At 60.5% G+C, this 19,412-nt stretch carries 18 protein-coding genes and 1 pseudogene; all 19 read left to right on the top strand.

All coding sequences use genetic code 11. From position 1 onward, the window contains the following. The first annotated feature begins 89 nt into the window (after positions 1-89). The 19 genes and pseudogenes from HGP13_RS11065 (at position 90) to HGP13_RS11160 (ending at position 19,395) form a co-directional block, all read left to right on the top strand. Positions 90-1,031: a sugar ABC transporter substrate-binding protein gene (locus tag HGP13_RS11065; RefSeq protein ID WP_109658938.1), complete on the top strand. Its 942-nt coding sequence runs from the start codon at positions 90-92 to the stop codon at positions 1,029-1,031. 75 nt (positions 1,032-1,106) lie between these two features. Further along, positions 1,107-2,645 (top strand): sugar ABC transporter ATP-binding protein, encoded by a 1,539-nt coding sequence (locus tag HGP13_RS11070; RefSeq protein WP_109658939.1) that lies wholly within the window; start codon positions 1,107-1,109, stop codon positions 2,643-2,645. A 29-nt stretch (positions 2,646-2,674) separates the two neighbouring features. Then, on the top strand, positions 2,675-3,703 hold the full coding sequence (locus tag HGP13_RS11075) for an ABC transporter permease (RefSeq protein ID WP_109658940.1): 1,029 nt from the start codon (positions 2,675-2,677) through the stop codon (positions 3,701-3,703). A 69-nt stretch (positions 3,704-3,772) separates the two neighbouring features. Further along, positions 3,773-3,979 (top strand): LacI family DNA-binding transcriptional regulator, encoded by a 207-nt coding sequence (locus tag HGP13_RS11080; RefSeq protein ID WP_109658941.1) that lies wholly within the window; start codon positions 3,773-3,775, stop codon positions 3,977-3,979. An 18-nt stretch (positions 3,980-3,997) separates the two neighbouring features. Then, a pseudogene (locus HGP13_RS11085) lies at positions 3,998-4,386 on the top strand (NADP-dependent oxidoreductase); the annotation flags it as partial. Between the two features lie 134 nt (positions 4,387-4,520). After that, positions 4,521-5,870, top strand: coding sequence for a HipA domain-containing protein (locus HGP13_RS11090; RefSeq protein WP_109658942.1), 1,350 nt, complete (start codon positions 4,521-4,523; stop codon positions 5,868-5,870). Positions 5,871-5,882: 12 nt separating this feature from the next. Continuing rightward, positions 5,883-6,185, top strand: a complete 303-nt coding sequence (locus HGP13_RS11095; protein WP_109658943.1) for a helix-turn-helix transcriptional regulator — start codon at positions 5,883-5,885, stop codon at positions 6,183-6,185. 649 nt (positions 6,186-6,834) lie between these two features. Further along, complete coding sequence (gene msuE, locus HGP13_RS11100) at positions 6,835-7,392, top strand: FMN reductase (protein WP_109661168.1); 558 nt, start codon at positions 6,835-6,837, stop codon at positions 7,390-7,392. Between the two features lie 54 nt (positions 7,393-7,446). Beyond that, positions 7,447-8,820: an LLM class flavin-dependent oxidoreductase gene (locus HGP13_RS11105; RefSeq protein WP_109658944.1), complete on the top strand. Its 1,374-nt coding sequence runs from the start codon at positions 7,447-7,449 to the stop codon at positions 8,818-8,820. Positions 8,821-8,862: 42 nt separating this feature from the next. Then, positions 8,863-9,711 carry an ABC transporter permease gene (locus HGP13_RS11110; protein ID WP_109661170.1) on the top strand — a complete coding sequence of 283 codons (849 nt, stop codon included), beginning with the start codon at positions 8,863-8,865 and terminating at the stop codon, positions 9,709-9,711. A gap of 51 nt (positions 9,712-9,762) precedes the next feature. Continuing rightward, on the top strand, positions 9,763-10,761 hold the full coding sequence (locus tag HGP13_RS11115; RefSeq protein WP_109658945.1) for an ABC transporter substrate-binding protein: 999 nt from the start codon (positions 9,763-9,765) through the stop codon (positions 10,759-10,761). A gap of 24 nt (positions 10,762-10,785) precedes the next feature. Beyond that, positions 10,786-11,550 (top strand): ABC transporter ATP-binding protein, encoded by a 765-nt coding sequence (locus HGP13_RS11120; RefSeq protein ID WP_172225039.1) that lies wholly within the window; start codon positions 10,786-10,788, stop codon positions 11,548-11,550. A gap of 235 nt (positions 11,551-11,785) precedes the next feature. Continuing rightward, positions 11,786-12,124 carry a hypothetical protein gene (locus tag HGP13_RS11125; protein WP_146211760.1) on the top strand — a complete coding sequence of 113 codons (339 nt, stop codon included), beginning with the start codon at positions 11,786-11,788 and terminating at the stop codon, positions 12,122-12,124. Positions 12,125-12,770: 646 nt separating this feature from the next. After that, the gene (locus tag HGP13_RS11135) at positions 12,771-14,069 is read left to right on the top strand and encodes a PAS domain-containing protein (protein WP_170136653.1); all 1,299 of its coding nucleotides are present in this window, start codon (positions 12,771-12,773) and stop codon (positions 14,067-14,069) included. Continuing rightward, on the top strand, positions 14,069-15,463 hold the full coding sequence (locus tag HGP13_RS11140; protein WP_170136654.1) for a sigma 54-interacting transcriptional regulator: 1,395 nt from the start codon (positions 14,069-14,071) through the stop codon (positions 15,461-15,463). Before HGP13_RS11135 ends, HGP13_RS11140 begins: the two co-directional genes overlap by 1 nt. Positions 15,464-15,484: 21 nt before the next feature. After that, positions 15,485-16,549: an ABC transporter substrate-binding protein gene (locus HGP13_RS11145; protein ID WP_246707331.1), complete on the top strand. Its 1,065-nt coding sequence runs from the start codon at positions 15,485-15,487 to the stop codon at positions 16,547-16,549. 71 nt (positions 16,550-16,620) lie between these two features. Then, the gene (locus HGP13_RS11150) at positions 16,621-17,730 is read left to right on the top strand and encodes an ABC transporter ATP-binding protein (protein WP_109658951.1); all 1,110 of its coding nucleotides are present in this window, start codon (positions 16,621-16,623) and stop codon (positions 17,728-17,730) included. A 2-nt stretch (positions 17,731-17,732) separates the two neighbouring features. Continuing rightward, entirely contained in the window at positions 17,733-18,596 is an 864-nt protein-coding gene (locus HGP13_RS11155) for an ABC transporter permease (RefSeq protein ID WP_245951612.1), read from the top strand. Positions 18,597-18,606: 10 nt separating this feature from the next. Beyond that, a complete protein-coding gene (locus tag HGP13_RS11160; RefSeq protein ID WP_109661174.1) occupies positions 18,607-19,395 on the top strand; it encodes an ABC transporter permease in 789 nt (262 codons plus the stop codon). Positions 19,396-19,412 lie beyond the last annotated feature (17 nt).

Raw genomic sequence — 19,412 nt, forward strand, 5'->3', positions numbered from 1 at the left:
GAGGCACTTGCCGTTTCGATACGACCCCCGAACCGGGGGAGTTCCGGGAGGATCGGGCGCACCGGACGCCTTAAAATGGAGGAACTGACATGAAGAAACTGATTCTGGGCGCCGCAATCTCGGCGCTGATGACAACCTCGGCACTGGCCGAGAACATCGGCGTGTCGATGGCGCAGTTCGACGACAACTTCCTGACCGTTCTGCGCAACGGCATGATCGATTATGCCAAGACGCTTAATGGCGTGACGCTACAGGTCGAGGACGCACAAAACGACGTCGCCAAGCAGCAGAGCCAGATCCAGAACTTCATCGCTTCTGGCGTAAGCGCGATCATTGTCAATCCGGTGGATACGGACGCGACAACCGCGATGTCGAAGATCGCGGCCGATGCTGGCATTCCTCTGGTCTATGTCAATCGCCAGCCGGTCAACGTCGACAAACTGCCGGAGAAGCAGGCGTTCGTCGCGTCGAACGAGGTCGAGTCGGGCACTTTGGAAACGAAGGAAATCTGCCGCCTGCTCAAGGAAGCCGGCAAGACCGAAGCCAAAATCGTGGTGATGATGGGCGAACTGTCGAACCAGGCGGCCCGCCAGCGCACGCAGGACGTCCACGACGTGATCGCGACGCCGGACTGCTCGTTCATGAAGATCGTCGAGGAGCAGACCGCCAACTGGTCGCGCACCCAGGGCACCGACCTTGTCAGCAACTGGCTGTCGGCCGGCATCCAGTTCGACGCCGTCGTCGCCAACAATGACGAGATGGCGATCGGCGCCATCCAGGCGATGAAGGCGGCCGGCATCGACATGAAGTCGATGCTGGTCGGCGGGGTCGACGCAACCGGAGATGCGCTCGCCGCAATGGCTGCCGGCGACCTCGACGTCACCGTGTTCCAAAACGCCTCCGGCCAAGGCGTTGGTTCGGTCGACGCGGCGCTGAAGCTCGCCAAGGGCGAGAAGGTCGACCAGAAGGTCTTCGTGCCGTTCGAGCTGGTGACGCCGGCCAATCTGGCGACCTACCAGAGCAAGAACTGAACTTGCTTGGTTGAGGCTAGCTGGGCGCGCATCCGCGCGCCCAGCCGAAAATCACCCTAGGAGGAGGAGCACGCCATGAGCAGTGCATCGATACCGGCCGCCGCCCGCGACAGGGCTTCGGCCGCAGGTTCCGAATATCTGTTGACCATCGAGAACGCCCGCAAGGAATTTCCTGGCGTCGTTGCACTCGACGACGTGTCGTTCAGGCTGCGGCCCGGAACGGTTCATGCGCTGATGGGCGAGAACGGTGCGGGCAAGTCCACGCTGATGAAGATCATCGCCGGCATCTATCATCCCGACCGCGGCGAGCTGCATCTGCGCGGCAAGCCTATCCAGTTGAAGTCGCCGCTGGACGCACTCGAGAACGGCATCGCCATGATCCATCAGGAACTGAACCTGATGCCCTACATGACGGTGGCGGAGAACATCTGGATCAGGCGCGAGCCGCTGAACCGCTTCGGCCTCGTCGACCATACCACAATGAACAAGATGACGGCGGATCTGTTCCGGCGGCTCAACATCAACATCCATCCGCAGGTGCAGGTGCGCGATCTCACCGTCGCCAACCGGCAGATGGTCGAGATCGCCAAGGCTGTCTCCTACGAATCTGACGTGCTGATTATGGACGAACCGACATCGGCGCTGACCGAGCGCGAGGTCTCCCACCTGTTCACCATCATCCGCGACCTGAAAGCGCAGGGCAAAGGCATTATCTACATCACCCACAAGATGAACGAGCTGTTCGAGATCGCCGACGAGTTTTCGGTGTTTCGCGACGGCCGATACATCGGCACCCACCTTTCGAGTGATGTGACCCGTGACGACATCATCCGCATGATGGTCGGACGCGAGATCACACAGATGTTTCCGAAAGAGGAAGTTCCGATCGGCGACGTCGTGCTGTCGGTGAAGAACCTGACGCTCGACGGGGTCTTCCGCGACGTCTCCTTCGACATCCGTGCCGGCGAAATCCTGGGCGTCGCCGGGCTGGTGGGTTCCGGCCGCTCCAACGTCGCCGAAGCGATCTTCGGTGTGACGCCGGCTAGTTCGGGCTCCATAGAGATCCACGGCAAGCCGGTGACCATCTCGTCGCCGAACGTCGCTATTCGTCACCGCATGGCGCTGCTGACCGAGGACCGCAAGGAAACCGGTTGCCTGCTCATCCTCGATATCCTCGAGAACATGCAGATCGCCGTGTTGCAGCAAGACTACGTGTCACGCGGCTTCGTGGCCGAAAAGGGCATCACCAGCGCCTGCACGCTGATGAGCGAAACGCTGCGCGTCAAAACGCCAAATCTCGCGCAACGCATCGAAAACCTGTCCGGCGGCAACCAGCAGAAGGTGCTGATTGGGCGCTGGCTCCTGACCAAGCCGAGGATTCTCATCCTCGACGAGCCGACGCGCGGCATCGACGTTGGGGCCAAGGCCGAAATACATCGCTTGGTCACGGAACTCGCGCGCGATGGCGTGGCGGTGATGATGATCTCGTCGGAAATGCCCGAGGTGCTCGGCATGAGTGACCGCATCCTGGTCATGCACGAAGGACACGTCACGGGGATTCTCGATCGGGCAGAGGCGACACAGGTCAAGATCATGGAACTGGCTTCGAAATAGGACCCAAACACAACTAGGGAGGATACAACATGTCAACGAACAGCACATTGCCGGGACCCGCCGTTTTCACTGGGATCGGGGCCAACAGGCGCCGACTGCCGGTCGAAGCCAACATCCTTCTCATCTTGCTTGGAATTGCACTGGTGTTCGAACTGCTCGGCTGGATCTTTGTCGGCCAGAGCTTCCTGATGAATGCGCAACGCCTGAAGATCATGATCCTGCAGGTCTCGGTCATCGGCATCATTGCGGTGGGCGTCACCCAAGTCATCATCACCGGCGGCATCGACCTGTCGTCGGGTTCCATGGTTGGCCTGACGGCCATGATCGCGGCCAGCCTGGCGCAATCGTCGGCCTGGACCAAAGCACTCTATCCCTCGCTCACCGACTTGCCGTTTGTCATCCCGATCCTGGTCGGACTGGCAGTCGGCCTGCTCGCTGGCGTGTTCAACGGAGCGCTGATCGCCTACACCAAGATCCCGCCCTTCATCGCGACGCTGGGCACGATGGTATCCGCGCGGGGCTTGTGCAAGTGGTACACCAAGGGTCAACCGGTGTCGGGACTGACCGACCAGTTCACCTTCATCGGCTCGGGCATCTGGCCGGTGGTGGTTTTTCTGGTGGTCGCCGTGATCTTCCACGTGGCGCTGCGCTATACGCGCTATGGCAAGTTCACCTACGCCATCGGCGCCAATGTGCAGGCCGCACGTGTCTCCGGCATCGACGTCGAGCGCCACCTGATCAAGGTCTATGCCGTCGCCGGTCTGCTCGCGGGCGTCGCCGGCATTGTCACCGCATCGCGCGCGCAAACTGCGCAGGCCGGAATGGGTGTGATGTACGAACTTGACGCGATTGCCGCAGCCGTGATCGGCGGCACCTCGCTGACCGGCGGCGTCGGCCGCATCACAGGCACGGTGATCGGCACGATTATTCTCGGCACGATGATGTCGGGCTTCACCTTCCTGCGCGTCGATGCTTTCTATCAGGAGATCATCAAGGGGCTGATCATTATCGCCGCCGTGATTGCCGACGTCTATCGCCAGAAGAGCCGCAAGACCTGATGCAGGAGGCTGCGCAGCCGCGGCTGTGCAGCCGCCGCCCGTTTCTCATTGTGGCGAGGAGAGTTGGACATGACATACGAACCGGCGATCGGGATCGAACGACTGGGAACCATCAAGGAAATTGCCGCGGCGGCGAGCGTCGGCGTCGGTACGGTGCATCGCGTCCTGAAGGGGCAATCAAACGTCTCATCATCCGCTTCGCGGACAGTCATGGATGCGGTCCGCACGATCAATGAACAGAAGATAACCCTCGCACGGATGGGCGATCGCAGCTGACAGGAATTTTTGGCAGGCGTGCTGCAGATCCTCTATCTGTTACTTGATCCCTATGTTCGCGGCCGCTTAAACGACGCCAAATCCTACGCCAAGCCGGTCAAGATCGATGGGTCATGGACGGCGGCACCGTGGCGCGCGTCGTCAGATCTCGCCGTGCGGAATTTGCCGAAGGGGACATCGTGCTCTCCCATTCGGGATGGCAGAGTTTTGCGCTGTCCGTTGGTGTCGGACCGCGCAAGCTCGACCCCGTCGCAGCGCCCGTTACGACGGCGCTCGGCGTACTCTGTATGCCGTGCTTCACCGCCTATGCCGGCTTGCTCACCATCGGATAGACAAAGCCGGGTGAGACGGTGGTTGTCGCGGCGGCCAGCGGTGCGGTCGGATCAGCCGGGCAGGTGTCGCAAATACCCACTCCAGCCCACATGGCGCGCGCTGACACCTGACGGGTTTCTCACGTCAAATCCTTATAATTAGACCCCTTTAGGGGTTGAAAACTGCGCTAGTTACGATTATTGATACCACTTAAAGGGTCTGTAATCATATGAAACTTACTATTGAGACATTCTGGAAAGGGGAGTGGCGTCAGAGCGCCTTCCTCGAAATAGATGATGAAAACCATGGCTACCGAGGCCAATCGGTTGTCGAGTATGACGTGGACTATTTCATGGAGCATGCAGCGGCGGACCGGAATGCCCACGGTGATGTCACTGACGCACGTGCTCTGTCGGTTCGGTATCCTGTCGATCTAGAAAATCGATATCTTCCAACCTGGCCTCCGTTTCTACTCGATCTGATGCCACAGGGCCATGCTAGGCGAAAGCTCGCGGAACATATGAAAATCGACGTGGAGTCCCGTTCCTCGGACTTGCCACTTCTAATTCGCGCCGCTGGCAACCCGGTTGGGAATATCCGTATTCGCGAGGCTGCCGCTGCCGAGCAGGATAGGCTTGCGAACGTTACACGCGTCGGGGTGACCGAGAATGACATATTGGGACGGAGCGATCTCTTCATTGAGGTCGTCGACCGATTTGGCTTGCTGGCATCGGGTTCAAGCGGACTACAGGGCGAATGGCCGAAGGTCGCTTTGACGCTGGCACACGACGGTCTTTATTATCCTGACGCATTTGTGCGGGATGACGAAGCCGTTGGTCATTTCATAGTCAAACTGTTGAGGAGCAAAGACGAACGGGACCGGCTAATCCTCCAGGCCGAGGCCGGTTACTCTGCGCTTGCTCGCGAAATTGGTCTCAATGTCTATAAACCGTCGGTCTATGCCGAAGGCGTTCTGATCATCCCGCGCTTTGACCGCGAGGTCCGACATGACGCAACCGTGGTGCGCGTTGGTCAAGAAAGCATGGTATCGGCAATCGGCGTGGCCGATTTCGGACATCTTGCGAGCCACGAGGACTATATCGATGTTCTAAAACTGTATTCCAATGATCCCTACATGGACATCGTTGAATATGTGAAGCGTGACATCGCTAATCGGGCGTTCGGCAATCCTGACAATCATGGGCGAAATACCGCCATGTCGAAGGGACCTAATGGGGGCGCAACACTCGCACCGTTGTTCGATTTTGCTCCAATGCAGCTTGCTACCGAGGGCATCGTGAAGTCGACTCGTTGGGCCTCCATGAGGGATACTCATCGCGACACCTCTCCCGATTGGGCCGAAGTTTGCAGGGGAATTTTCCCGGATAATCAAGAAAACGCCAACCGTCTGCTAGGCGACATCTGCGGGTTCGCGGAGCGCCTGCCGGAGTGGCGCAACCGTGCGGCCGAGTTCAACATTCCGCAAGAGGTGATCGATTTAGCAATGATCCGATGCGATGAGGTCGCCAGCAATGTCCTGGCTGCGTCTTCCGACGAGATCACAGCGCCAGCTACATAAGGGCAGACGAGGATGCCAAGATGGAAGAAGCCAAGTAAGGCAGAGATCAGCACTCTACGCGCCCTCCTTCGTGAAAAAGCCGAAGCAGGCGAGTTGCGATTTCCTGATGCAGTGGCGGAAATCCGGAGGTCACTTGGCCTGACGCAGGAGCAATTCGCCGAGATCACAGGGACTACGAAACGTCAGGTCGCCGAGATTGAGACAGGCAAGGCTAATCCGACGGTGGAGACGCTACAGAGGATTGCCGGGTTGTTCGGATTCAGCCTTGGCTTTGTTCCGCGCAAATCTTCGGAAATGCAGGCGCCCAAGATGTAATCCCTGTGCGTTGTCATGTTGTTTGAAATTGGCCGCGTGAGGCCAACACCGCGCTTTTCAGGCAGGCCGTGCACTCACGGCTTCCCACGCGGCCATGGCCTGGCGTCGATGGGTTCGAATTTGGGCTGCGGAGCGGTTGGTCTGGGATGGGACGAAAAGGTATCGGACGGCGGAAAAGATCGACACGAAATGCTGCAATGAGCCGATCGACCGGAAACCCTGTCGCGTTCGATCCCGCTTTCGAAACGGCAGGTGCGAATTCTCCGCCCGGTTCAGTATCGCTCCTGCGCAGTCGGGCGGTGAATGCTGGTCGCTTCTCGTGGTGCCACCATGACAACCGGCGACGCGAAGACGGGCGAGCTTTCAGGCCCACGCCCCTTGACGGTCGTTGCGAAGCTTCGGGAGCCGCCTCAACGCGGCGCTTGCTCCGCCTTGCTCTTCGTCGGGGCAATTGCGATGTCGAGCGGGGACTTGAACCCGGGCTGTGCTGAAGACCGTAGGGCCAAAATCCGCACCTGCTGATCCAAGGAACGGCTCGAACGCGCAAACTCAATCCCCCTGCCGGCTCTGTTTTGAAATCCTCTCGCTCATTTAATTCTACAAAATCGCTAGGCTTAATGCACATCGAATGCTTTGCGAGGAGCCCAAAATGTCGAGAAAGCTGGTGGTAGGAGTATCGGGCAACCTGACCCGTCCATCAAAGACCAGGACGTTCATCAGCCACATCACGGGCGAACTGGCGAACGGAATCGGCGCCACTGAAACCGTTTTCGATATTGAGGATCTCGGTCCGTCTTTGCCGCTGGCCAGGCGCATTGGTGATCTGGATCCATCGGCCCGCAACATTGTCGAGCAAGTGACGGGCGCCGACGTGCTGGTGATCGGTTCCCCGACTTTCAAAGGCAGCTACACCGGGTTGTTCAAGCATTTCTTCGACCTGCTCGACCCGTCCTCGCTGCGCGGCAAGCCGGTCATCTTGGCTGCCACCGGTGGCGGCGAGCGTCACTCGCTGATCGTCGAGCACCAGCTGCGGCCCTTGTTCGGCTTCTTCGAGGCGCTGACCATGCCGACCGCGATCTACGCTTCCGACAAGGACTTCACGGATGGCCTGCTGGTGTCGCAAGCCATCCACGCTCGCGCCCGCCAAGCAGTGGCCGAGGCATGCCGGGTGCTCGCAGCGCCCTTCAGCGTCAACCGCGCCGCCTGAAGCGCGCGACCGACATTCACATTCCCTTCCCCTATAGCCCAGAAGGAAACCGCAATGACCAGATCCAGCAAGTCCAGGCAGGCCCGTCAGATCAAACTTGGTGCTTTCCTGCCCGGCGGCGGCCAGCACATTGCCGCCTGGCGCCATCCCGATGCGCCGGCCGACGGTGCCACAAATTTCGAGTTCCACAAGCAGCTTGCGCTGACCGCCGAGCGCGGCCTGTTCGACGCCTTTTTCCTGGCCGACAGCCTGACCGTCGGCCTCGGCGCCCGCGAAGGCGGCAATGCCAAGATCGCCGGCTTCGAGCCGGTGACCCTGTTTGCGGCTTTGGCGCCGCTGACCACGCATCTGGGCTTCATTGCCACGGCCTCCACCACCTATGAAGAGCCCTATACGCTGGCGCGCAAATTCGCGTCGCTCGATCTGTTGTCGAATGGCCGCGCGGGCTGGAATGTCGTGACCTCGGCCGGCGACGAGACCGCCCAGAACTTCAACCGAGATGTCCAGCCCAACCATGCCGACCGCTATGCACGGGCGCATGAACATGTCGAGACGGTCAAGGCGCTGTGGGACAGCTGGGAGGACGACGCCTTCATCCGCGACAAGCAGTCGGGCCGCTTCTACGACAAGGACAAATTGCACGACATCAATCATAAGGGTGAGCATTTCAGCGTCAAGGGTCCGCTCAACGTGCCGCGCCCGGTACAAGGCCATCCGGTGGTGGTGCAGGCCGGACAGTCCGAGGATGGACGCGGGCTCGCCGCGCATTCGGCAGAGGTGATCTTCACCGCTCATCAGAAGCTCGAAACCGCGCAGGAATTCTACCGCGACATCAAGGCGCGCGTGGCTTCCGTCGGCCGTGATCCCGACCAGGTGCTGATCATGCCCGGCGTGGCGCCCTTCGTCGGCCGCACAACGGAAGAAGCGCGCGCCAAATATCAGCAGCTGAACGACCTGATCCTGCCCGAGGATGGCGTGGCCCTACTCAATAGCCTGGCCGGCCAGACGCTCGACATCAGGGGCTATCCGATCGACGGCCCACTGCCGCCGAGCAAGGAAACCGAAGGCATGAAGAGCCGCCAGGCGTTGATCCGGCAGATCGCAGACGAGCACAACTTCACCATCCGCCAGCTCTACCAATGGGTGGCGACGGCGCGCGGCCACTACACCATCGTTGGAAGCGCCACGGAAGTCGCCGACCAGCTGGAGGAATGGTTCACCAGCGACGCCGCCGACGGCTTCAACATCCTGCCGCCCTGGCTGCCCGGTGCGCTCGACGACTTCGTCGACCTGGTCATCCCCGAGCTGCAGCGGCGCGGTTTGTTTCGCACCGCTTACGAGGGCCGCACACTGCGCGAGAATCTCGGTCTCAGGCGGCCGGAAAACCCATGGACCGCTGCGCGTTCCACCGTGCTGGCCGCCGAATAATTCCCCGACGCGCCAACAATCTTCCAAGGAAAGGGCATGACGATGACTTTGCAGCACATCGAGCGGCCGGCCATCATCGGCACGCATGGCAACGGAACCAGGCTCGCCGCGGATTTCCTACGCTGGAATGGCCGAGCCGCCGTCCGCTTCCTGTCGCGCTACGGGGTCCTTGTAGGGTTCCTGGTTCTCTGGCAGCTGGCGAGCAGTGTGGGATGGGTCAATGCATCCGTGCTGCCGCCCGTTGACAAGATTGTCGCCGCCCTGTGGAAAGGGCTTATCGGCGGCGCCCTGCTCGGCGACATCTCCATCAGCCTGCAGCGAGCCGGCATTGCCTTTGCGGCAGCTGTCGCCGTCGCCATCCCGCTTGGCCTGTTCATGGGCCAGGTCCGCGCCGTCGAAACCGCCTTCGATCCGATCCTGCAGGTCTTCCGGCAGACCTCGGCGCTGGCGCTCTACCCGGTGTTCATTCTGCTCTTGGGGCTGGGCGAAACCTCCAAGATTTTCGTCATCTTCTGGGCGACCCTGTTTCCGCTGCTGCTCAACACCACCAGCGGCGTCAAGGAAGTCGATCCGAAGCTGCTCGAAATGGCGCGCGTCTATGGTGCGAGCCGGCTCACCATATTCCGCCGCGTCGTGCTGCCGGGCGCCGTGCCGTCGATCTTCGTCGGCTTGCGGCTGAGCGCCACCACCGCGCTGCTGCTGCTGATCGCGTCCGAAATGATCGGCGCCAACAAGGGCATCGGCTTCCAGGTGATGAACGCGCAGTACAATTTCCAGATCCCGCTGATGTTTGCGGCAATCGTCATCCTCGCCGGCCTCGGCCTGATCGCCAACCAGGCGCTGGTTGTCCTGCAGCGGCGGCTGTGCCGCTGGAGCAATCCCGTCAACTGACCAACCCTCTCAATCTAGGCCCGCCGCTCTCAATCCAGGAAAGACCCGATCATGAAAATCACTCGTCGTTCCCTGCTTGCCGGTGCACCCATTGCCGCCGGCATTATCGCCGCCGGGCTGCCCCGCTTCGCCTTTGCGCAAGGCGCACCCGTCAAGTTCCGCTACCTCGCCAGCCGTGGCAGCATTTCTCCGCATGAGCTCGCCGACGAGCTCGGTTACTACAAGGGCCTCGGTGTTGAATTGGAAAATGCCGGCTACGCGGGCGGCGGGCCGGAATCGCTGTTTGCGCTGGCGTCTGGCAGCGTCGACATTGGCGGCGCCGCGACCGCCGCCGTGATCAATTCGATCTCCGGCGGCAACGACTTCGTCGCCGTTTATCCGAGCAATGGCATCAACAAGGACGTGAAAAGCGTTTTCTACGTGCTCGAGGACAGCCCAATCAAATCGATCGCGGACATTGCCGGCAAGACCATCTCGGTCAACACGCTCGGCGCCCATCTCGACTACACGGTGCGCGAGGCGCTGCACAGCGTCGGTCTACCGCCGGAGGCAGCCAACCTCGTGGTGGTGCCCGGTCCGCAGCTGGAGCAGACCTTGCGCTCGCGCCAAGTCGATATAGCCGGGCTCGGCTACTGGCAGGCAACCTTTGCCGGCGAGCTGGTCGCCAATGGCGGCGTGCGCGGCGTGTTCGACGATACCCAGGTGCTCGGCGAACTCGCCGGCGGCTTCGTCGTGCTGCGGCGCGACTTCATTGCCGCCAATCCGGATGCGGCGCGCAACTTCGTCGAACAGTCGGCGCGCGCTTCAGACTGGTCGCGCCAGAACCCGGATGAAGCCCGCAAGGTTTTGGCCACTATCCTCAACAAACGCGGTGAAAACGGCGATCTCGCCCGCTACTGGACCGGCTTTGGTCTGCGAGAAGGTGCGCAGGCGACGAACCGCGACATAGATTTCTGGGTTGCCGTGCTGGAGCGCGACGGCCGCCTGGCCAAGGGCAAGCTGAAAGCTGCCGACATTCTGTACCGGCCCGGCGAAACCAAGACCAACTAAGCTCTGAAACAACTGAGAGATGAGATGACCGGTTCCAATCGTGGCGGAGAGGTCTCGATCCGCGACCTCTCCAAATCCTTCAGCCTCGGCGGGCGCCAGCTCGCCGTGCTGCGGACGCTCAACCTCGACATTCGTTCGGGGGAATGCCTGGTCATTGTCGGCGCCAGCGGCTCTGGCAAGACCACGCTGCTGCGCATTCTTGCTGGGCTGGAGGCGGCCGACAGCGGCGGCGTCGCGATCGACGGCACGCCAGTGCATGGCGTCGGCGCCGAGCGTGCGGTGATCTTCCAGGAACCGCGCCTGCTGCCCTGGCTGACCGTACTCGGCAATGTCGCTTTTGGCCTTGAAGTCCGCGGCGTGCCCAAGAAGCAAGCCGAGGAACGCGCACGCTTCTACGTCGGGCTGGTCGGCCTTGCCGAATTCGCCGACGCCTTTCCGAACCAGCTTTCCGGCGGTATGGCGCAGCGCGTCGGCATCGCCCGGGCACTCACCGTCCAGCCCGAAATTCTTCTGCTCGACGAGCCGCTGGGAGCGCTGGACGCCATGACCAAGATCGGCATGCAGGAGGAACTGGCGCGCATCTGGAGCGAAGAGAACGTCACCATGGTGATGGTCACCCACGATCTGGAAGAGGCGATCTATCTGGCGGACCGCGTGCTGATCCTGCCCAAGGAGAAAGGCGGCGCGGCGCGGCTGATCGACATCGACGTGCCACGCCCGCGCGAGCGCAGCGAAAGCCGCTTCGTGCACTATCGCGAAGAATTGCTGCGCGAATTCGGTCTGCACTGATCGAGGCAGAGGTTAATTGGCCATGATCTCGGCTCGAACCGAGCGTGCAAAGAAGCCAAACGTTCGGCATCAACAACCAGCGCGTCCCGCAGCGACCTTGGGATTTCAATGTTCATGGCACTTCGTCTTATTCGGATGGGGTGATACAAAATAATAAACTGGCTTGATCTTTCGGCCAGTCGCATTGCGATCGACCAACACCCAGCCAAGATGGTCGGCGAACGACAATCGGGTCGTGAGCAAGACAGCGCCATTGGCCCCTGACATTGCGATTCGCATATATCCGAAGATCCGCGAACGTGGCACGGAACCGTACTTTTCGTTCCCTTATTTTCGTGCGCGGTTTCGCGGGCTGAGACCTGAAGAAACGCGAGAGGTAAACAGCGAATTGGTGAGGGCTGCCGAGAAGATGGTGTTCTACAACGACGATGCAGAATGGCTACTCCCGTTTTTACGCAAAAATCGCAACTATAGGGTAGAGGCACTTGTCGATCGTATTCCAGCACCGGGCGGCGGCAAAATGGTGGTCGCTACGCAGGGGGTCGTGCCCTACCAACGCCCGCCTTTGCTGTAGAGAAAGTTGCAGACGGTTTTTAGGCCCTAGCCATCTGGTCGGGGAGTTACCCACTCACCGCAAAGCATGAACGGAAACATGCCCCTCCGATGGTCTGCTCAGGGCGTTCCGTTGGGGCTGCCGCCGCCTATCGCGCGGGTAAAAAACTGCATGATGAAAGACAGAACTTCACCCACGATTACTCACACCGCTCAGGTATGGACCATACAGAGATTGTCGCGCCTGACCTGGCGCCTTCCTGGGTGTTCGACCGCGAGAAGCATCCAGCTCCGTCAAATTGACCGTTTCCTCGGTTTCCTTTCTGACTTGGTGCAGGACCGGCGTGTTCGATCGGAACAAGGGCCGACGCACCGGTGGCCTGTGGCAGTTGCGGCGCCAATTCTGCATCGGCAAGCTATATCCCTCGCACGGTTGGCGTCTCACGGGTACGCGTGGGGAAAATGATCAATGCCGATATCAAGAAAATTGGCCGCCACGTCGGCTATCGCATCGCGGCGATGCAAAAAGGGGCAACTCGCGCGGCTTGCCTGACGCACCTGCTGCAGTCATGAGATGCGCGAATTTCCGCAGCCCAGTGAAGTCCGCAGTGCGATACCGAGGCGAAACGATGCAAATGTGCATCATTTTGATGCGGCGGTGCACACAAGTGTCCATCCTGAACCATTTTAATTGCCGTATAAGCGAATTTAGCATTGCCTTCGTTGTCCCCTGTGGCTGGATCATCGCGTTTCCGAATTCAGCCGCTGTGGGACATGCGCCCTCTTTCCCTCAGCAGGATCACAAGATGAAGACGTCCAAGCCATCAATCGCCGATCTAGGCTTCCTCATGATCGACTGGATCGATGAGGAGGGGCGCATATCAGAAGTCAACGATTTCGAGGCCCGTGAACTTGGGATCGAAGCCAGGGAAGTGGGCGGTCTGCCGCTCGAGCGCGTCTACAGCAGCACGTCCGCGCAGTTGCTGAGGGCAATCGCCAAAGGACAGCATATTGCGGATGCCACGTTTCCGATCTGGGTAAACACGCCCTCCTACAGCGAGGTGCCGATGGTTGCGAGCGCCATTCCAGACGCGCCGCGTGGCCTCGCCATCATCAAGCAGGCCCTTTCACCTGCCACGTTGGGCATCGGCCCCGAACTGGTGGAGCGCGTTGAAATCCTCTCTCAGATGATCGGTGCGGCGACAGAAGCGTGCTGGTGCATCGAATTCCTCGACCCAGTCGATACCTCACTTGCCGAAGAGGAGATCGTCAAACGGGTATTTTCCAATGAGAGCCGCTGGCGCGCCTGCAATGAGGCGATGGCACGGCTTTACCGGGTGCCGGAAGGCCTCGACTTCAATTTGCAGGCCGTGTCGAGATATTTCCCCGACACCGAGGTCAACCGCCAGATGGTGAGAGATCTCGTACGATCGAACTACCGACTTGATCATGCCGCCGCCATTGACCGCAGGCATGACGGCAGCGAGATGCTCGTTGAGAACGACTTCCGTGCCGCCATCAAGGACGGACGTCTGATCCGTCTTTGGGGAACGACACGGGATATTGGTCCACACAAGAGGCGCGAACAACAACTGTCCGATCGAGCCGACACGATGCTCGACATATTGAGCGCAACTCCCGATCCAATCCTGGTCATTTCCGAACAGGGCGCGGTTCTTGCAGCCAATCCGGCCGCTGAGGCCGCCTGGGCTCGCCCTGCCGACCAGATTCTCGGACGTTCGATCCAGCACTTCATCGAAACGCGCAATGCCGTCGAAAAGCTTCGCCGAGCGGCTTCAGATGGCGAGGATGGCGAATGCGACCTTGGGGTCATTTCGGCAGATGACAGCCGTGACACATGGCGCTTTCGTTCCGCTCGCATGGAGGGCGAGGTTCGACGTTACGTCCTGACAGCACGGCGCAGAGCCAAACGCCGCACTCGCCTCCTCGCAGAGGAGGCCTTGTGATGAAGTTCTACGCCAACGACGTCACCAACCTTGCCAACCGCCGGCTGCGGCCGTCTTTCATTGACGATGCACAATTTGGTTCCTTTCTGGAAGCTCTTCCCGATGGAGCGGCGCTCCTTGAAGTCGATGGCAAGATCAAACTCGTCAACAGCAAGCTCGAGCTCCTGCTCAATCTGGCCGGCGGCGACCTTGTCGGCTCCGAACTGGCAAAGCACGCCAAGACGGCAGGCCCTGTCGTACAGAAACTCTCCGCTGCCCTTCAGCAGCTCAAGCGCGTCGAAGTGGCCGGCCTCCTCAACTCGCAGCGAAGCGTCGTCGCATCACTGAGCATCCTGCGCACCGCCGATGGCGGAGCCTATGGCGCGCTTTTGACGATGAGGGAGGCCGGCCGGCACGGCCGAAGCGCCGACGTGTCGGATAATTTCCGCTTCGAGGCAGAGGCGTGGGGGAGCGCAAGGACGCGTCTGGTCCGGCTACCTCCGATCGAGGCCATCGCAAAGCAGGCAAGGACCGCCCTCGAGCGGGGGGCGAACGTGCTGTTCACGGGAGAGACGGGAACCGGAAAGACTGAACTCGCCCTGGCGGCGGGAAGGGCAGGGGACCCTGAGGCGCCGCCGTTCATCCATGTCAGATGCGGCATGCTTTCCGACGACCAGTTCGAGGGGGAAATGTTCGGCATCGAGCCAGGCTCGCCGATGGACACTTCGACACGCGGCAAGCTCGGCTATCTGGAGGCTGCCGACGGCGGCATTCTCTTCCTCGACCAGGTCACCGATCTATCCGCGTCCTCGCAGTCGAAGCTCGTCGCCGTTCTGGAGACGCAAACCTTCAGCCGGCTCGGCTCCGCACAGCGCCGGCAGGCGAGGGTACGGGTCATCGCGGCAACCAGTGAGAACCTGTCGGATCAGGTGGCCAGCGGTGCGTTCAGGGGCGATCTGTATTACCGCATCGCCGTCATGGCTTTCGAGCTTCCGCCCCTGAGAAACCAGACAGGCTTGGTGGAGGCGTTGGCCGATCATCATCTTCGCCGCCTCAATCTTGGGCGCAAGCCGCAACTCAGGCTCTCGCCCGAGTTCATGGATAGACTTAAGGCGCATGGATATCCCGGCAACATACGGGAGCTCGTCAACATTCTCGAGCGCGCCGCCGCGGCCGCCGACCAGGTGGCGCTTGCAGAGCACTTCATTGTGCCGACCCCGACGGCCGTCTCCATTCCAAGGCACGCCGACCCCATCGACGCGGCTCCCTCTGCCAACCTCAAGGACATGGTTCGGGAGTTCGAGGCTTGGGTCATTGAAAAATCCATCGCCGGAAATCGAAGCAAACGCAGCGCCGCCAAGTCGCTCGGCATCGATATCGCGACCCTCGTTAGGAAAACCAAACAGAGACAATGAGCTTTGAAAAAGGAAAGGGGAATGAGAATGAGAACACTCAAGACACCAATGATCGCCGCGTTCGCGGCCGTTGCCATCACTGCACAGACGTTGGCCGCCACAGCTGCAGAACTCAATATCCTCACATGGGAGGGCTACGCAGCCGACAAGTTCATCTCCAAGTTCCAGACCGAATCCGGATGCAAGGTGACAGCTTCCTACGTCGGCTCGAATGACGATTTCGCGGCCAAGCTGGCGGCCGGTGGCGGTGTGTACGACATCATCACACCATCCCTCGACACGGTGCCGATGATGCGGCTTGCGGGCTTCGTACAGGCGATCGACACGGCCAAGGTCCAAGGCCATGACAGCATCTATCCGGAATTCTCAAAAAACAGCGACTTCGTGGCGGAGGGTGCAACCTGGGCCGTGCCCCTCGTTTGGGGGTCGGTGTCACTGATCTACAGGCCTGACAAGTTCACCACCAAACCGGACTCGATCTCGGTTCTCTTCGACCCGGCGTACAAGGGCAAGATTTCGTTGTGGGACGACAAGTCAGCGATCTACTGGACAGCTCGCTATCTGGGCTACAACAACGTCTTCGACCTGACCGACGAGCAGCTGGACGCTGTCAAGGCGAAGCTGATCGAACAAAAGCCACTGATCCGCAAATACTGGGCGTCGGCCGGCGAATTGACCGAGTTGATGGCCAACCAGGAGGTGTACGTCTCCAACGCCTGGACCGGGCTTACGAGCAAGGACGTCAACAACCTCAAGAAGGGCTTCGAGGTCGTCGAGTTCACGCCGAAGGAAAAGGCCGAGGGCTGGATGGACTCAATGATGCTGGTCAAGGACACGCCCAACCAGGACTGCGCCTACAAGTTCATGTCCTTCATGCAGTCCGCGGACGGCCAGTGCGGCATCGCCGAATCCACTGGCTACTTCCCGGTCAATCCCAAGGCAGTGGAAAGCTGCATGAGCGACGAGCTCAAGAAGGAGCGCCAGGTCAACAATATCGAGTTCGTCAAGAGCCTCGTCATGTGGCAGCAGCCGAAACGCCTCGACAAGTATCTGGAAGTCTGGAACGCCGTGAAGGCCGCCCCCTGATCGAGCCGACAGCGTGGCCCGACCGCGGCCACGCTCGCCACTTACGAAACAATAAAAAGTCTGGGGAACCAATGACTTCCAAATCGATCGTGGCGCTTGAAGGCGTTGCGAAAACCTATGGCGCCTTCACCGCCCTGCATCCGACCGACCTCGCCATCGCGGAAGGCGAGTTCGTCACGCTGCTCGGCCCCTCCGGTTGCGGCAAGACGACGACCCTGAGGCTGATTGGCGGCTTTGAACAGGCGAGCGCCGGCCGCATCTCGATCTCCGGCCAGGATGTCACCGAGCGCGCGCCCTATCATCGTCCCGTCAACACGGTTTTCCAGGACTATGCGCTGTTTCCCAACATGAGCGTGTCCGACAACATCGGCTATGGCCTCTCCGTCAAATCGAACAATGTCCCCAAGGCGGAGCGGGCAAAGCGTGTCGGCGAAGCCGTGACTTTGGTAGGCTTGGAGGGGATGGCGCATCGCCGCCCCGGTGAACTGTCGGGTGGCCAACGTCAGCGCGTCGCAATGGCGAGAGCGATCGTGCGCCGGCCCCGAGTGCTGCTGCTGGACGAGCCGCTTTCGGCGCTCGACGTCAAGCTGCGCGAGGGCATGCAAGTCGAGCTCAAGCGCCTTCACCGCGAGCTTGGCATCACCTTCCTGATGGTAACCCATGACCAGACCGAGGCGCTCGCGCTTTCCGATCGCATCGTCGTCATGAACCAGGGGCGCATCTCCCAGATCGGCTCGCCGATCGAGCTCTATGACAATCCGGCCAATCCTTACGTGGCGGATTTCATTGGCGGGGCCAACCTCGTCCCGGCCGAACTGATCGGACGCGACGGCGACACGGCCGCGTTTCGCATCGGCAATGGCATGGTGGTGCGCTCCCGTCGGGCGACCGCGATGCGGGAACCTGGCAGAAGGATCACCCTTGGAATTCGACCGGAGCGCTTTGTCGCCGCGACGTCCGGAGCCACCAATTCGCTGGAATGCGTGATCAGGGAAAGCCTCTTCCATGGGGACCGCCTGCGTCTCGAACTGGGTCTGGACGGAATCACCATGCCTCTCTTCGCCGAGCTGCCCCGGACGGCCGTTTCATCTCCATCGGGGGTTGAACCTGGCAGCCACATTACCCTGCTGGTCGACCCGGACGACGTCATGGTCTTCAACGCGAAGGAAGACCAGGAATGACGTTGACGCGCCGCACGCTTGCAAGCTTCCTTGCCCTGTTCTCGCTGCCACTGGCATGGGTTCTTCTCCTTCTTGTGGTTCCCTATGCCATCATGATTTCCGTCGGTTTCTGGACCCGGCAATTTCCTCTCTTCCATCCGGATTTTCAGTTCGGCAACTACGTGCAGATCTTCTCCGACCCGCAATACACGACTGTGATTGTGAGGACGCTGAAGATCGCGACCTTCGTCACCTTGGGCGCCGTCATCCTGGGGTATCCGCTTGCTTATTTCCTGGTGTTCACCGTGAGATCGGCGGCACTTCGCAACCTTCTCTACATGTCGGTAATCGTGCCGCTCTGGGTGTCGTACCTGCTGCGCGCCTACACATGGAAGATCATTCTCGGCACTGACGGGGCGCTGAACTCGCTGCTGGTTTCAACTGGCATCGTCGATGCCCCACTCGACATCTTCCTCTATAATCAGACCGCCATGGTGATCACGCTGGTCTACATTTTCGTGCCTTTCATGGTGATGCCGCTGTTTACGGTTCTGGACAACATTCCAAGACGTCTGATCGAGGCATCAGAGGATCTGGGCGTCGGTCCCTTCATGACCTTCTGGAAGGTGATCTTTCCACTTTCTCTGGGCGGCGTCATCGCTGGCGCCACGATGACGTTTTGCCTGGCCTTCGGCGACTTCGTTGCCCCTGTCCTCGTGGGCGGTCCCAATGGAACGATGGTTGCCAACTTGCTCCAGACGCAGTTCGGGACGGCCCTCAACTGGCCGCTCGGATCCGCGCTGGCCACTGTGGTCCTGGCCCTTGTTTTGGTCCTTCTGCAGCTTTCGATGCGACTTGACCGTGCCGGTCGCGTCGATCTGGCATGAGGAGGCCGACGTGAATGCACTAAGATGGTGGCAAAAGGGCATGGTGGGCGTCAGCCTCGCGGTGCTCGCCTTTCTGTATCTGCCGATCGTCATCCTGGTCGTCTTTTCCTTCAACGACAGCAAGGTCACGTCCTTTCCCCTGGCTGGCTTCACGCTTCACTGGTACGAGGCGTTCCTCTCCAACGAACAGATGCTGCGCGCGCTGTCGAACAGCCTCGTGGTCGCCTCGTTCGCGACGGCGCTCAGCGTCGTCATCGGCGTGGCCGCCGCGCTCGCGCTCGACCGCTACGAGTTCCCCGGCAAGCGGCTTTTTCAGAACGCAATCCTGCTGCCGCTCAGCCTTCCAGGCATCGTCACGGGCATCGCCATGCTGAACTTCTACAAGCAGATCGGTATCCCACAAAGCCTGACGGCGGTGGTGATCGGTCACGCCACGGCGCTACTCGGCGTTGTCGTCTCACAAGTGATGGCGCGTCTCGCCAAGCTTAATCGCCGGCAGCTCGAGGCGTCCGCCGACCTGGGGGCGACCTCTGTCGAGACCTTCCGGCGCGTGACCCTCCCAGCCATCAGAAGTTCGATCTTCGGCTCCGCGCTGCTGTGCTTCACCCTGTCCTTCGACGAGATACCCGTCACCTATTTCTTGACCGGGCGCGAGGTCACGCTGCCGATCTACATCTATTCGACGCTGCGGCGCGGCATCACGCCCGAGATCAACGCCGTCGGAACAGTGATCGTCGCTGTGTCCTTCGTCCTCATCATCCTCTCGGTCACGCTGCTGCGCGACCGCCGTGAATCATAGTCCATTGAAGGGAGATC

The sequence above is a fragment of the Mesorhizobium sp. NZP2077 genome, from assembly GCF_013170805.1.
In the GTDB taxonomy this organism is placed as follows: Bacteria; Pseudomonadota; Alphaproteobacteria; order Rhizobiales; family Rhizobiaceae; genus Mesorhizobium.

What these genes read in the sequence shown, in the direction of transcription:
- HGP13_RS11065 (WP_109658938.1), top strand. Translation starts at nt 90, where the DNA reads ATGAAGAAACTGATTCTGGGCGCCGCAATCTCGGCGCTGATGACAACC.
- HGP13_RS11070 (WP_109658939.1), top strand. Translation starts at nt 1,107, where the DNA reads ATGAGCAGTGCATCGATACCGGCCGCCGCCCGCGACAGGGCTTCGGCC.
- HGP13_RS11075 (WP_109658940.1), top strand. Translation starts at nt 2,675, where the DNA reads ATGTCAACGAACAGCACATTGCCGGGACCCGCCGTTTTCACTGGGATC.
- HGP13_RS11080 (WP_109658941.1), top strand. Translation starts at nt 3,773, where the DNA reads ATGACATACGAACCGGCGATCGGGATCGAACGACTGGGAACCATCAAG.
- HGP13_RS11090 (WP_109658942.1), top strand. Translation starts at nt 4,521, where the DNA reads ATGAAACTTACTATTGAGACATTCTGGAAAGGGGAGTGGCGTCAGAGC.
- HGP13_RS11095 (WP_109658943.1), top strand. Translation starts at nt 5,883, where the DNA reads ATGCCAAGATGGAAGAAGCCAAGTAAGGCAGAGATCAGCACTCTACGC.
- msuE (WP_109661168.1), top strand. Translation starts at nt 6,835, where the DNA reads ATGTCGAGAAAGCTGGTGGTAGGAGTATCGGGCAACCTGACCCGTCCA.
- HGP13_RS11105 (WP_109658944.1), top strand. Translation starts at nt 7,447, where the DNA reads ATGACCAGATCCAGCAAGTCCAGGCAGGCCCGTCAGATCAAACTTGGT.
- HGP13_RS11110 (WP_109661170.1), top strand. Translation starts at nt 8,863, where the DNA reads ATGACTTTGCAGCACATCGAGCGGCCGGCCATCATCGGCACGCATGGC.
- HGP13_RS11115 (WP_109658945.1), top strand. Translation starts at nt 9,763, where the DNA reads ATGAAAATCACTCGTCGTTCCCTGCTTGCCGGTGCACCCATTGCCGCC.
- HGP13_RS11120 (WP_172225039.1), top strand. Translation starts at nt 10,786, where the DNA reads ATGACCGGTTCCAATCGTGGCGGAGAGGTCTCGATCCGCGACCTCTCC.
- HGP13_RS11140 (WP_170136654.1), top strand. Translation starts at nt 14,069, where the DNA reads ATGAAGTTCTACGCCAACGACGTCACCAACCTTGCCAACCGCCGGCTG.
- HGP13_RS11145 (WP_246707331.1), top strand. Translation starts at nt 15,485, where the DNA reads ATGAGAATGAGAACACTCAAGACACCAATGATCGCCGCGTTCGCGGCC.
- HGP13_RS11150 (WP_109658951.1), top strand. Translation starts at nt 16,621, where the DNA reads ATGACTTCCAAATCGATCGTGGCGCTTGAAGGCGTTGCGAAAACCTAT.